Origin of the sequence: Verrucosispora sp. WMMD573, assembly GCF_027497175.1 — a bacterium.
Taxonomy (GTDB): domain Bacteria; phylum Actinomycetota; class Actinomycetes; order Mycobacteriales; family Micromonosporaceae; genus Micromonospora.
The window spans coordinates 5,023,440-5,037,257 of record NZ_CP114901.1 but is presented as its reverse complement, the minus strand read 5'-3'; the positions used below and the strand labels follow the sequence as shown (position 1 = coordinate 5,037,257).

General features: G+C 70.0%; 10 protein-coding genes. 6 read left to right on the top strand and 4 right to left on the bottom strand.

Going from position 1 to position 13,818, the window contains the following annotated elements; translation table 11 throughout:
* The first annotated feature begins 30 nt into the window (after window positions 1-30).
* From O7601_RS22975 to asnB, 4 genes are read left to right on the top strand one after another with little or no spacing between them, the layout of a single operon-like run.
* A complete protein-coding gene (locus tag O7601_RS22975; protein ID WP_281563156.1) occupies window positions 31-1,746 on the top strand; it encodes an ABC transporter ATP-binding protein in 1,716 nt (571 codons plus the stop codon).
* Window positions 1,743-3,458, top strand: coding sequence for an ABC transporter ATP-binding protein (locus O7601_RS22970; protein WP_281563155.1), 1,716 nt, complete (start codon window positions 1,743-1,745; stop codon window positions 3,456-3,458). The genes O7601_RS22975 and O7601_RS22970 overlap by 4 nt, the downstream gene beginning before the upstream one ends.
* Window positions 3,459-3,467: 9 nt before the next feature.
* Window positions 3,468-4,256 (top strand): alpha/beta fold hydrolase, encoded by a 789-nt coding sequence (locus O7601_RS22965; protein ID WP_281563154.1) that lies wholly within the window; start codon window positions 3,468-3,470, stop codon window positions 4,254-4,256.
* Between the two features lie 37 nt (window positions 4,257-4,293).
* Window positions 4,294-6,147, top strand: coding sequence for an asparagine synthase (glutamine-hydrolyzing) (gene asnB, locus O7601_RS22960; protein ID WP_348650209.1), 1,854 nt, complete (start codon window positions 4,294-4,296; stop codon window positions 6,145-6,147).
* A 118-nt stretch (window positions 6,148-6,265) separates the two neighbouring features.
* Here asnB and O7601_RS22955 read toward each other — a convergent pair whose 3' ends face one another.
* Together O7601_RS22955 and O7601_RS22950 are read right to left on the bottom strand one after the other, a co-directional pair.
* Window positions 6,266-7,105 carry a TetR/AcrR family transcriptional regulator gene (locus O7601_RS22955; RefSeq protein WP_281563152.1) on the bottom strand — a complete coding sequence of 280 codons (840 nt, stop codon included), beginning with the start codon at window positions 7,103-7,105 and terminating at the stop codon, window positions 6,266-6,268.
* A gap of 223 nt (window positions 7,106-7,328) precedes the next feature.
* Window positions 7,329-8,732 (bottom strand): MFS transporter, encoded by a 1,404-nt coding sequence (locus O7601_RS22950; RefSeq protein WP_281563151.1) that lies wholly within the window; start codon window positions 8,730-8,732, stop codon window positions 7,329-7,331.
* Between the two features lie 212 nt (window positions 8,733-8,944).
* Here O7601_RS22950 and O7601_RS22945 point away from each other — a divergent pair, with 212 nt between their 5' ends.
* Window positions 8,945-9,631: a TetR/AcrR family transcriptional regulator gene (locus tag O7601_RS22945; protein WP_281563150.1), complete on the top strand. Its 687-nt coding sequence runs from the start codon at window positions 8,945-8,947 to the stop codon at window positions 9,629-9,631.
* Window positions 9,632-9,716: 85 nt separating this feature from the next.
* On the opposite strand, the gene O7601_RS22940 is transcribed toward O7601_RS22945, so the two are convergent.
* On the bottom strand, window positions 9,717-11,060 hold the full coding sequence (locus O7601_RS22940) for a PHB depolymerase family esterase (protein ID WP_281563149.1): 1,344 nt from the start codon (window positions 11,058-11,060) through the stop codon (window positions 9,717-9,719).
* Between the two features lie 283 nt (window positions 11,061-11,343).
* Between O7601_RS22940 and O7601_RS22935 the strand changes: the two genes are divergently transcribed.
* Window positions 11,344-12,408: a PaaX family transcriptional regulator C-terminal domain-containing protein gene (locus O7601_RS22935; RefSeq protein ID WP_281563148.1), complete on the top strand. Its 1,065-nt coding sequence runs from the start codon at window positions 11,344-11,346 to the stop codon at window positions 12,406-12,408.
* A 54-nt stretch (window positions 12,409-12,462) separates the two neighbouring features.
* Here O7601_RS22935 and O7601_RS22930 read toward each other — a convergent pair whose 3' ends face one another.
* Window positions 12,463-13,596, bottom strand: a complete 1,134-nt coding sequence (locus O7601_RS22930; protein WP_281563147.1) for a sensor histidine kinase — start codon at window positions 13,594-13,596, stop codon at window positions 12,463-12,465.
* Window positions 13,597-13,818 lie beyond the last annotated feature (222 nt).

Below are 13,818 nucleotides of genomic sequence, written 5' to 3'. Positions count from 1 at the left end.
CGCCCCCATGCCCCGAGTTTCGCGGCCGTCATGGTCCTACAGGTCATCGGTGCCGTCGCCGGGCTGGCGCCGCTGTTCGCGGTGATCGAGCTGGGGCGCGCCCTGCTGTCACCCGGCCCGGTCGACTCCGACCGGGTATGGACCTTCGTGATCCTCGGCGCGGTCGGCCTGTTCGTCCGACTGGTGTTCAGCGGCGCGTCGTCAGGGCTCGGCCACGTCCTCGACGGCAAGGTGCAGCTGTCGCTGCGCCGGGCGTTGGCCCGCAGCCTCGGGCAGGCGCCGATCGGCTGGCTGTCCCGCCGCCGCAGCGGCGAGCTGGCCAAGGTGGTCGGTGACGACGTCGCCGCCGTGCACCCGTTCATCGCCCACGCACCCGGCGAGCTGGTCTCCGCCTTCGTCGTGCCGTTGGTGTCGCTCGTCTACCTGCTGACCGTCGACTGGCGGCTCACCCTGATCACCCTGATCCCCGTGGTGCTGGCCATCGCGCACGTCCCACTGCTGATGACTCCGGCGCGTACCCGCGAGCAGCAGAACTTCGACGCGGCGATGGGCCGCATCGCCACCTCCGTCGTCGAGTTCGTGCAGGGCATCGCCGTGGTCAAGGCGTTCGGCGGCTCCGAGCGTGCCCACCGCAAGTTCCTCACCGCCGCCGACGAGTTCGTCGACATCTTCACCCGCTGGGTACGCGGCGTCTCCGCCGTCGCCGCCGGCATGCAGCTGGCGCTGTCGCCGCCCTTCGTGCTGCTGGTGGTGCTGATCGGCGGCACGGTGCGGATCACCTCCGGCGACATGGCACCGGTGGACCTGCTGCCCTTCCTGCTGCTCGGGTTGGGGCTGACCGCTCCGGTGGCGGCCCTCGGCCACGGCTTCGACGACATGCAGGCAGCCGGCCGGGCGGTGAGCCGCATCCGCGAGGTCCTCGGGGTGGGGGCGCTACCGCAACCCGCGCGTCCGGCCACCCCGCAGGACAACCGGGTGGAGTTGCGGGACGTCCGGTTCAGCTACGACGACGACGGCCCCGAGGTGCTGCGCGGGATCGATCTGACCCTGGAACCGGGCACGCTCACCGCTGTGGTCGGGCCGTCCGGCAGCGGAAAGTCGACGCTGGTGCAGCTGCTGCCCCGGTTCTTCGACCCGACGGACGGCTCGGTGCGACTCGGCGGCGTCGACCTGCGCGACATCGACAGCAGGGAGCTCTACCGTCGAGTCTCCTTCGTCCTGCAGGACGTTCGGCTGCTGCGCGCGTCGGTCGCGGACAACATCGCGCTGGCGGTTCCGCACGCGACCACCGAGGACGTGATGCGTGCCGCCCGACTGGCGCACATCCACGACCGTGTCCTGGCATTGCCCCGCGGCTACGAGACCGTGATCGGCGAGGAGGTCAAGCTCTCCGGCGGTGAGGCGCAACGCATCGCCATCGCGCGTGCCCTGGCCGCCGACACACCCGTGCTGGTGCTGGACGAGGCGACCGCCTTCGCCGATCCGCAGACCGACCAGGCGGTGCGCCAGACGCTGGCGACGCTGCGCGACCGGACCGTCCTGGTCATCGCCCACCGCCTGGAGACCATCGCCGACGCCGACCTTGTCGTGATGCTTGAGGACGGGGCGGTCGTCGAGCAGGGCAGGCCGAGCGACCTGCTCGCCCAGGATGGAAAGTTCGCCGCCTTCTGGCGGACCCAGCAGTCGGCGGTCGCCGACGACAGCGAAGCCCGCGGTGGTGTACTGCAAGGAGACCTTTCCCGATGATCAGAATGTTGTTGCGGGTGCTCGGCGACGAGTACGCCAAGCCGATGCGTCGTACGGTCGCCCTGATGACGGTGACCGCCGTGCTGGAGGGTCTGCTCTACGCGTTGCTGGTGCCCGTGCTGCGGGCCCTGTTCGGGGACACCCCGTCGGATGCCTGGCCGTGGCTGATCGCGTTCGGGGTCTCCGTCGCGGTCTACGCGGTGCTGCGTTATACCAGCGACCTGTCCGGCATGCGGGTCGGGACCACGATGCTGCGGGGCATGTACCACGGCCTCGGCGAACACCTGGCCCGGCTGCCCATCGGCTGGTACAACGCCGCCCGGGTGGGCGAGGTGTCGGTCATGGCCAGCCGTGGTCTGCTCGCGGCGATGGGCGTGTCGGCGCACCTGCTCGGGCCGTTCATCTCCGCCTGCGTGACGCCGCTGACGATCGTTGCCGTGATCACGGTGTTCAACTGGCAACTCGGGCTGGCCGCGCTGGTGGCGGCGCCGCTCGTGGTGCTGACCCAGCGATGGACCGCGCGGTTGATGGCTGCCAACGACGCGGACAACGCCGCGCGCAACAACGAGGCCAGCGCCAGGGTCATCGAGTACCTCCAGGCTCAGCCGGTGCTGCGGGCCGGTGGCCGCAGCGGCGAGCGGTTCAGCCTGCTCGACGACGCGCTGCAGGGCGTGGAGCTTGCCTCCCGCCGTCAGACGATGTCGGTGCTGCCCGGCGCGGTGGGTCTGACCCTCATCGTGCAGGCGGTCTTCACCACCGTCCTGGTGCTGGGGACCTATCTCGCGCTCGGTAACGACCTCGGAGCCGCGGAGGTCCTGTCCATTCTCGTGCTCGCCGCCCGAAGCGCCGACCCGCTGCTGTCGCTGTCCGACATCGGGGGCAAGTTGCGCACCGCCCGTGCCGAGCTGGACCGGCTCGACCGGGTGCTGCGCACCGAGCCGCTTCCCGAACCGGACCAGCCGGTCCGACCGCAGCGCTTCGACCTGGAGTTCGACGCGGTCACGTTCCGCCACGGCGATCGTACGGTGTTCGACGGTGTGTCGTTGTCGGTGCCGCAGGGGCAGCGGTTGGCCGTGATCGGTCCGTCCGGCTCGGGCAAGAGCACGCTGCTCCAGCTGATCGCCCGGTTCTACGACGTGGAGTCGGGGGCGGTGCGGGTGGGCGGTGTCGACGTCCGACAGATCGACCCGGCCGTGTTGATGGCACAGATCGCCATCGTCTTCCAGGATGTCTACCTCTTCGACGGCACGATCGAGGAGAATGTGCGGCTCGGTCGCCCCGACGCCAGCGACGCCGAGGTGCGGGCGGCGGCGACCGCCGCGCGGCTGGACGAGGTCGTCGAGCGGCTGCCGGGGGGATGGGCCGCGAACGTCGGCGAAGGCGGCGCGTCGCTGTCCGGCGGTGAGCGTCAGCGGGTCTCCATCGCGCGGGCACTGTTGAAGGACGCGCCGATCGTGCTGCTCGACGAGGTGACCTCGGCGCTCGATCCGGTGAACGAGGCGGCCGTCCATGACGGCATCGAACGTCTGATGGCAGGTCGCACGGTCGTCATGGTTGCGCATCGGATGCGGACCGTCCAACGCGCCGACCGCGTGGTCTTCATCGACGATGGGCAGTTCGTCGAGGAGGGCAGCCACGACGAACTGCTGCGTCGTGGGGGTCGCTACGCCGACTTCTGGAGCCTGTCCATGGTCTCCGGCACGAGCGAATGAGCTGCCGAGATGTCGGCCGGTGAGCTGGTCACGGGGGCGTTACGCAGGCCCGCTCCCCGGCCCTACGCCCGTGCCCGCGTGGTGCTGTTTCCGCACGGCGGGGGCAGCGCGAGCTACTACCGCCCGTGGATCACGTCAGCGCCCTGGGACATCGAGTTCCTCGCCGTGCAGTATCCGGGCCGCGAGGACCGGTTCGCTGAACCGGTCCCCGCGGACATGCGCGGTCTGGTCGACACCGTCGCGGCGGACCTGCAGTTGGCGGGACCGCCGACACCGACCGTCCTGTTCGGGCACAGCATGGGCGCCGTGGTCGCCTACGAGGTCGCCCGCCGTCTCACGGCGGCGGGCGACCCGCCCGCGGCGCTGGTGGTGTCCGGGCATCCGGCGCCGCACCTGGCCCGACCGGGTCAGGTGCATCTAGGAAGCGACGACGAACTGATCGAGGAGTTGCGCCGCACCGAGGCGACCCATCTGGACATCCTCGACGACCCGGTGCTCATCCAGGCGTTTCTTCCGGTCATCCGGTCCGACTATCGCCTGAGCGAAACCTACCGGCCGCTGCCCGGCGTGCGACTGCGGGCACCGGTCACTGTGCTCTACGGCGACCGGGATCCAGAGGTCACCGCCGCTGAGGCGACGGGCTGGCACGACGCCACCGACGGCTCGTGTGAGTCCCGCGTCTTCGTCGGCGGCCACTTCTACCTGGACGAGCACCGTGACGCGGTGGTCGAACTCCTCACGGCGCGCGCCCGCGCGATTTCCGCCACGTCGGCGGTGCCGTGGCCGTCCACCCCTTGATCCGGACCGACGAGCATCGCGCACGACATCGAGTGGAATGAGGGATGAAATGTGTGGTATTGCCGGGTGGGTGTCGTTCGACGCTGATCTGACGCGCCAGCGGGAGACGCTCGACGCGATGACCGAGACCATGGCCTGCCGGGGGCCGGATGACCGAGGGACGTTCGTGCGTACGCACGCCGCGCTGGGACACCGGCGCCTCGCGGTCATCGACCTGCCAGGCGGTGTGCAGCCGATGAGCGTGGGTACGCCGGCCGGTGAGGTCTCCCTGGTGTACTCGGGGGAGGTCTACAACTTCCGGGAGCTACGCGAACGACTCACGGCGCTCGGGCACACCTTCCGGACCGAGAGCGACACCGAGGTCGTGCTCCGCGGGTATCTGCAGTGGGCGGAGAGCGTCGTGGACCACCTGGAGGGCATGTACGCCTTCGCGGTCTGGGACGAGCGTGACCAGAAGTTGCTCCTCGTGCGTGACCGGATGGGGATCAAGCCGCTGTTCTACTACCCGACGCCAGACGGCGTCCTGTTTGGTTCCGAGCCCAAGGCGATCCTGGCGAATCCGCTGGCGCCCAAGGTGGTGGACACCGACGGGCTGCGGGAACTGTTCGCCCAGACGAAGGCACCCGGTTGGGCGCTGTGGAAGGGCATGCACGAGGTACTGCCCGGTGAGTTGGTCACGGTGGACCGCGCCGGGATCCGGCAGCGCACCTACTGGCGTCTGCGCGCGGTCGAGCACACCGACAGCCTCGACGACACCGTGGCGCGGATACGCGACCTGCTCACCGACGTGATCGACCACCAGCTGATCTCCGACGTGCCGCAGTGCGTCCTGCTCTCCGGCGGCCTGGACTCCAGCGCGATCACCTCCATCGCCGCGCAGCGGCTCGGCTTGCGGGGCGAGCAGGTGCGCAGCTTCTCGGTGGACTTCGTCGGCCAGGAGGACAACTTCGTACCCGACGAGATGCGTGACACCCCGGACTCGCCCTTCGTGCGCGACGTGGTGGCCCATGTCGGGTCGGCGCACCGGGACGTGGTGCTCGACCCCGCCGACCTGTCCGACCCCGCCGTGCGGCGTGCGGCGGTGGCCGCCCGTGACATCCCGAACGGCTTCGGCGATCTCGACCTGTCGCTGTACCTGCTGTTCAAGGCGATCCGGCAGCACTCCACGGTGGCCCTGTCGGGGGAGGCGGCGGACGAGGTGTTCGCCGGGTATCCGTGGTTCCACCACGAGGCGGCGTTGAACGCCGGCACGTTCCCCTGGATGACCGTGATCCCGCCGCTGACCCTGCCCGGCCGCACCGACCACATCGAACCGGGCCTGCGTGAGCGGCTCGACGTCGGCACCTACACGGCAGACCAGTACGCTGCGGCGCTCACCGAGGTGGAGCACCTGGACGGGGAGTCCCCGGCCGAGCGACGGATGCGGATCGCCTGTCACCTGCACCTGACGCGGTTCGTGCGGTCTCTGCTCGACCGCAAGGACCGGCTGTCGATGGCGGTGGGGCTCGAGGTGCGGGTGCCGTTCTGCGACCACCGTCTGGTCGAGTACGTCTACAACACGCCCTGGTCGATGAAGGTCTCCGACGGCCGGGAGAAGAGCCTGCTGCGGCAGGCCGCCGCCCACGTGCTGCCCCGGTCGGTGGTGGAGCGGGTCAAGAGTCCGTACCCGTCGACCCAGAACCCGGCGTACGCGGGAGCCCTTCAACAGCAGGTGAAGGAACTGGTCGCCGACCGGGACGCGAAGGTGTTCTCGTTGATCGACCGGAACTGGGCGCAACAGGCCGTGGCGCAGGACCCGACGCGAATGCCGGTGGCCATGCGTGGTGCTCTGGAGAGGGTGCTCGACCTGCACACCTGGTTGGATCTGCACTCGCCTCAACTGCGGCTCTAGATGCCTGATACTCAAGGGCCGGACGTGCGCGCCGGGCTGGGGCGGGAGGCGTGAAGAAGGGTATGTCGCCGAGACATGATCTCCTCTCGGCGACATACCCGTCGGTCAGGTCGCGCTATCAGGTTCGTAGCGCGGGGAACCAGCTCACGCTGAACTCCGCCGGATTGCCGTAGGGCGGGATGCACAGGGAGACGAACAGCTCCACCTGGCTCGGATCGACGTCGCCCCGCCGGTCTGGCCGCTTGGTGGTGGCCACGGGGGCGGTGTGCGCTCCGGTGCGCTGCGGCTTCATTGAGCTGTGCGCCGGCAGCAGGCCGTCGATGATCGCTGCCAGCGCCTGTCGATAAGTCTTTCGCGCGTTGAGTTCGGCCCACCGGTCGGCGATCGTCGCCAACCGTGGGTGCGTGTCGGCGCTCAGGCGGGCGATGACCTCGTCCTGGTGGGCAGTGCCGGCGCGGGCGCGGCGGCGGGAGCTAGCCACCTGGATGATCAGGTTGCCGACGATGTAGGACCAGATCGTGCGGTAGACATGGTGGGCCTCGTCGGCGGAATGACCGTAGTCGATCGCGGCGTCCAGCATCTCCTCCACGATCCACAGCGCCGAAGGGCCGATCAGGCTGTCGCTGGTCAGCACTTCGACGATCCAGGGACGCTCGGCGAGGAGGTCGTAGAGCAGTACCGAGGCGGCGATGAGCCGTTCCCGGGGATCGGTGGGCAGGGCCGGCCGGGAGATGTCCCGGGCCTGTGTCTCCATCACCTGGACCAGCAGTTCGTCTTTGTCGCGAACGTGGTGGTAGAGCGCCATCGGGGCACTGCCCAGCTCGTTCGCCAGGCGGCGCATCGACAGCCGCTCCAGTCCTTCGTCCTGCAGGATCCGGGTCGCCGCGTCGATGATCGCTTCCAGAGACAGGCGTGGTGGTCGACCGACGCGCCGGCTGCGGGGTACGTTTGGGGGCATTTTCCCATCCTTCAGATGCGGCACCCTCCACGTTGCAGGGCGGCCGCCTGGTCGCGGGACCGGGCCCGGGCCGGACTTCCGGGGCCGGTGGGACGACCGTGTGCGGGCACGCGAGTCCGGCGACGGTGTGTTGTCCGGCCAGGGGCGGCGCACGACACGTGTGTTGTCGCGTGCCGCCCCTGGCCGTCACCGGGTGAGCCATTCATGGCGTACCGGCCGTCGGTCAGACCGCCTTCTCCGGCACGTCGACCAGCTCGTGGTCGTCCTGCTCGGCCGGCGTCGTCGGGCTGACGCGGGGAAGCACGACGAGCGCGATGACGGCGGCGACGATCCAGAGCCCGGCACCGAGGGTCAGGGCGAAGGCGTACCCGTCGCTGAGGGCGCTGGGCGTGCCCTCCTTGCCGGAGTACTCGAAGGCGGCGGTGCTGAGCGCGGCGAGCCCGAGCGCGGCACCGATCTGGCGGGAGCTGTTCAACAGGCTGGACGCCGTGCCGGTCTCGTGTTGGGCGACCCCGTGCGTGGCGGTGGAGACCATCGGCCCGAGGCAGAGCCCGAAGCCGACGCTGGCGATCACCGACGGGACGAGGACGTCGGCGAGGAACGAGCCGTCGGAGTCGATCATGCCGAACCCGGCGAATCCGACCGCGCTCACCAGCGCACCCGCGATCATGAGGGTACGGGCGGGCACCTTGTATCCGAGCTTGATGGCGATGACGGAACCGACGACCACGCCGATCGCCAGTGGCAGGAACTTCAGCCCGGTCTCCGCCGGGCTGGTGCCGAGCACCCGCTGTAGGTAGAGGGAGACGAAGTAGAAGGCCGAGGCCATGGTGGCGCCGAAGATGAGGTTGTAGGTGTTGGCACCCGCGACCGAGCGGTTGGCCAACAGGCCGACCCGGACCAGTGGGTCGCGGGTGGTGGTCCGCTCGACATAGACGAACGCGGCGAGCAGCACGACGGCAGCCCCCAGCGTGCTGAGGGTGACCATCGAACTCCACGCGTACCGGTCCGTACGCACGATGCCGAGCACCAGCAGCGTCATGCCGCCGGTGGCCAGGAGCGCGCCCAGCACGTCCGGCCGGCCTTCGGGCGCGACCGGCAGGTCCCGGGCGATGCCACGCCAGGTCAGGATCATGGCGAGCGCGGCCATCGGAGCGCTGACCCACATCACCCACTCCCAGCCGGCGTACTCGGTGAGCACGCCGCCGATCAGGACGCCGAGGGCACCACCCGCGGCGTTCATCGCGGCCCACACGCCGAACGCCTTCACCCGGGCCTTGCCGCTGGGGAAGGTCGCGGTCAGCAACGCCAGCGCGGCGGGTGCCAGCATGGCGGCCCCGACACCCTGTGCGACGCGGGCGGCCACCAGGTGCCCCGGCACGTCGGCGAAGCCGCCCGCGAGGGAGGCGATGCCGAACACGACCAGCCCGATGAGCAGGATGCGCTTGTGGCCGTACCGGTCGGCGATCTTGCCGCCGAGCAGGAGCAGCCCGCCGAAGGCCAGGGCGTAGGCGTGGATCACCCAGGTCAGGCCCAGTTCGCTGAAGCCGAGGCTCTCGGCGATCTCCGGGAGACCGAGGTTCACGACTGACAGGTCCAGCGAAACCATGAACTGCACGACGGCCACTGCGGCCAGGGTGAGCCCTGGCCGGGCGCCCCGGTCGATTGCTGATTGTCCGTTGACTAATGCCTTGTTCGTCACCGCAAAACCGGTCCTCTGTCGTAGTGACGGGTAGCGCCGAGTTTTCGAACGCGTTCTGAAATTAGCATCGGCCTTGGGTCGCTGTCTAGCGCGTCACCTCGAAGCAGCCCGGTTGGTGGAGGGGGCATGATGGGGCGGTGCCCCAAGTCAATGCGCCGCGACTCAAAGCAGGCAGACCGCCGACGACATCTCGCGCCCAGATCCTGGCCGCCGCGCGTGGCCTCATCGATCGCAACGGATGGGAGAGGCTGACCATCCGCAAGCTGGCCGCCGAGATCGGCGTCGGGGCGACCACTCTTTACCATCATGTACAGGACAAAGAGGACCTACTTTTCCTCTTGATCAACGAGTACGGCGAGCAGGTCTCCCATCCTGGGTTGCCGGAGGAACCGCAGGAACGCGTCATCGCCGCTGCCGCCACGATCCACGACGCGCTCGCGGCGTGGCCGTGGGCCGCCGAGGTACTCACCACCGACGGATTCATCGCCCGGCTCGGTGACTCGCCCCTGGGGTTGGTCGAGGCGGTGGTGGCCGGCGCCATCGACTACGGCTGCACCCCCGACCACGCCGTCTACGTCTTCCGTAGCATCTGGTACTACACGGTCGGGGAGATTCTCGTCCGATCGCACACCGCGCGCCGGGGCGGCGGCGACGGGGGGAACCACCGAGGCGCGTTCTTCGGCAACATCGACGCGGAGAAGCTGCCGCACCTCGCGGCGCTCGGTGACCGCTGGGCGGTGCTGGCCCCACGCGACACGTACGTCGACGGCCTCCGCGCCCTCGTGAACGGGCTGCTGGCGCAAGGGGTCCGGGTCGAGTCGTAGGTGTCGGGGTGGCCGCTGCTGCCCAGCGGCCCGGCAGGCGCCCCGGGGAGGTACGCGAACGTGCCCTCCCCGGAGTGCGACGGTGTCAGGCGACCGTGCAGGACGCCCCGTTGAGCGTGAACGAGCTGGGCCTTGCGGTGTTGCCGGTGTGGGTGGCCTGGAAGCCGATCGTCAACGACCCGTTGGCGGGGATGCCGGCGTTGTACGAGACGTTTCGCGCCGTCACCTGCCCCGAACTGGGGGAGTAGGTGGCGTTCCAGCCGCCGGTGATGTTCTGACCACCGGGCAGGGTGAACACCAGTGACCAGCCGTTGATCGCGCTGGTGCCGGTGTTGGTGATGGTGAGGTTCTCGGTGAGCCCGTTGTTCCACGCGTTGACGGCGACGGCCACCCGGCAGGCGGCGGGGCCCGGCGGCGGGGTGGTCGGGGTCGGCGGCGGCGTGGTGGGGCTCGGCGGCGGTGTCGTCGGGGTCGGCGGCGGCGTGGTGGGATTCGGGTTGGTCAGGCCAAAGAACTGGACGGCGGATGCGGCCATGCCGCCGGAGGGCAGGCTGTGACCGGCACCCTGGATGCTGTACGCCTCGACCTGGACGGTGCCGCTGGTGTCGGCGAACCGACGGCGGTTCCAGTTGGCCTGCGGCGTGTCGGTCGAGGTGGGCGTCTGGCTGAGCCCGAACACGTTGGTCCACTGCTCGACGGCTTCCTGCAACAGTGAGAACGGCACGAGCGTGTCGTTAGTGCCGTGCCACAGCTGCACCCGGGGACGCGGACCGGAGTAACCGGGATAGGCCTGGCGTACCGCGTCACCCCACTGCTGCGGGGTCCGGTTCATGTTGCCGCCAGTGCACTGACTGCTGCCGGGCGGGTAGTCCGCCGCGTTGGCGAAGCAGTTGAACGGCACCCCCATGAATGCCGCCCCGGCCTTGAACACGTCGGGGTAGAGGGCCAGCATGTGGTTGGTCATCATGCCGCCGGACGAACTGCCCGTCGCGTAGACCCGGTCGGGGTCGGCGCTGTACTGCTGGTGCGCGTAACGGACCATCGACATGATGGAGACCGGGTCGCTGCCGCCGCCGCGGCGCTTGGCGGCGTCCGACCAGACGTCGAAGCAGTTGCCGAACCCGGCCTGCTGGGTTGCGGAGGGGTAGATCACGATGAAGCCGTACCGGTCGGCCTGGCTGGCGAACTCGCTGCCGGAGTAGAAGCCGGGGCCCGATCCGCCGCAGCCGTGCATGGCCACCACCGTCGCCGGCCTGGCCGGGCGGTTGTCCGGCACGTAGATGTGCATGCGCATCCGGCCGGGGTTGTCACCGAAGCTGGTCACCTCGGTCAGTGAGGCCGCGTACGCGGGACTGAACGTGGGGGCCACCAGCCCGGCCGCGACCAGCGACACGGCCAAGCCGAGCAGTAACTTTCTCCTGATTTTCACGGACGACTCCTTCGAACGCCTGAGTGCAGGCTGGGTTCGGTCTGCGCGTTGTGCTCGCGGGTGCGCCCAACTCCCCGCAATGATCACGGCGTGTCCACCACGTCTGACTTGCCCTGCCCGGCTCCGTGTGGCGTCGTGTAGCAGATATTGTTCTCCTGGGCCCAGGAAGTGTCAATCGACATACCTCGATCAATTGGGTCGTCGTGCCGGCCGGGCGGACGACCTGACTCATTGGCGTCCATCTACAGTCGATATCCCGTCCCCGAGTCGACCCGGAGCGCCTGTGACTAGCCCGTTCCACATCGAGGAGATCTACTCCGACGACGGGAGCGCCTCGCTCCGGATGCCGCGGCGCCAGGTGGGCAACTCGCCCCAGGGCTTCGCGATGACGCTGCTGGCGGACTACACCCTGCGGACCCGCGCCGCGCTGCCCTCCGCCGCCATCGTCGCGCTGCTCACCGAGTCCGGGGTGACCACCGCCGGTGCCCGTACCGCAATCAGTCGGCTGGCCCGCCGTGGGGTGCTCGAAGGCAGTCGGCACGGACGCCGCAGCTCGTACCGACTCAGCCGGGCGGCCGCCACCAACCTGTCCAGCGGCGGCAACTGGATTCTCACCTCGACCACCGTCGCCGGGCCTTGGGACGGGTGCTGGACGATCGTTGCCTTCTCGCTGCCACAGGATCGCAGCGCCCAACGGCGGGCGCTGCGCAGCCAACTCCGGTGGCTCGGGTACGCGCCGTTGTACGACGGCCTGTGGATCTCGCCGTACGAGCTGACGCCGCGGGCGCGGGCCCAGCTCGAACAGTTGACCCTCGGCACCGTCACGGTGTTTCGTGGCCGGCAGAACGCGCTGGGGTCGAGCAGCGATCGTGCGCCCATCGAGGCCTGGGACATCGACGCGATCACCCGGCACTACGCGGAGTTCCTGGACCGATGGACACCCCTGCTGCCGCTGGTCAGCTCCGGGCAGGTCGACGGCGCCGCGGCGGTCCGAGCGCGTACCGAGGTGATGGACACCTTCCGCCGCTTTCCCACCCTCGACCCGCAGCTACCGGTGGAACTGCTGCCGGCCGGTTGGCTCAGGCAGCCGGCCCGGGAGCTGTTCGCGGCCGTGTACGACGGTCTCGCGCAACCCGCCGAGCAGCACGTCCGAGCGGTGGTCGGGCGGTTCACCGACAGCGCGCCGCTCGGCATCCGGGCCCACACCACCGCCGACCTGATCGCCGGAGTGCGCGATGACGTCGGGGTCAGCCCGGTTGAGGCCGGGCGAGCCGGCGGGTGGCAGAGCACCGACCTGCCCGCCCACTGCGACGAGTTGACCGCCCGCGCCCCGGCGGAGCTGCGCTGACGACCCGGTGACCGGGACCCGACCGGTCAGCCGGCGGACGTCGCGCGCTACGGCTCATGCCGCCGCGATGCGCGGCAGCGTCGCGGTGACCGTCCAGCCTCGGTCGAGGTTCGGCCCGGCGTCGACCGAGCCGCCGAGCAACTGGGCTCGTTCGCGCATTCCGATCAGCCCGAAGCCGGTGGGCCCGAAACCGCGTGGCCCAGGGCCCTCCCCGTCGTCGCTGACCCGTAGCTGCACCACCTCGTCGTCGCAGGCGACCCGCACCACGATGCGCGTCGCATGACGGGCGTGCCGACGGGCGTTGGTGACCGATTCCTGGGCCAGCCGGTAGATCGCAGTGGCCACCGGCGTGGGCAATCCGTCGAGGTCGCCGGAGAATTCCACCTCGACCGCCGGGCCCTGAGCGGAGCGACCGGCCAGACGTTCGAGATCGGCGATGCGTGGAGCCGGCGTCCGGTCGGCGGGCTCGTCGCGGCGTAACACCCGTACCATCGCGCGCATCTCGACCAGCGCCCGGGTCGCCTCGGCCTCGATGATCCGTAGCGCGTCGGCGGCGGCGGCCGGTTGGGTGTCGAGCACCGCCAGCCCGGCCTGGGCCCGGATCGCCATCGCGGACACGTGATGGGCGACGGTGTCGTGCAGATCGCGGGCAAGGCGCTCCCGCTCCAGCAGCTTCACCTGCTCGAACTCGCGCTGGCGGGCGCGTGCCCGGTAACGCAGCGCGGTGCCGAGCGCGAGCGCGGCCGAGACCACCCCGGCCCCGGCCAGCGCGTCGCCCGGACCGAGGTGACCGACCGCCGCCGACAGCACGATCTTCGCGGCGACGATTGCCGTTCCGAGAACCGCCGCCCGTCCGGAGCCCCACCGAGACAGCGAGAACACCAGGATCAGCAGGTAGGCCAGCGTGTGCAGGCTGAGATCGCCGCCCACCACGGCCTCACCGACGGCGCAGGTGGGGAAGGCGACAGCGGTCGCGAGCAGCGGCCTGGTCCGTCGCCAGAGCAACACCGGGGCGAGACCGACGCCGATCAGGACCGGCACGAACGCCGGTGCCGGCAGGTCCGACCGTACGAGCCCCTCCAGCAGGGCGGTCGCCACGAGCACGACGACCAGCAGCCAGTCCCGCCATGCGCGCGGCGGACCCGCCGGGCGGGGTTCGTGCCACCACGATCGCAGCAGTTCCCGCACCACCCGATCGTACGGGCGGCCGAACCTCGACCACCAGTGTCGACACCGTCCGGCCCAGATGGCCACCGACCGGCCGGCCCGGGGCTCAATACGACCGCCTACCGACCCTGCCGCCAAACAAGTGGCCCCGCCCTGCGGGCCATGGCGAGTCACCGCTGCCGACAACGATCGGGCCGATAGTTGATGGTCACCGATGGCTGTCGCTGTGACACTCCCCGTGGG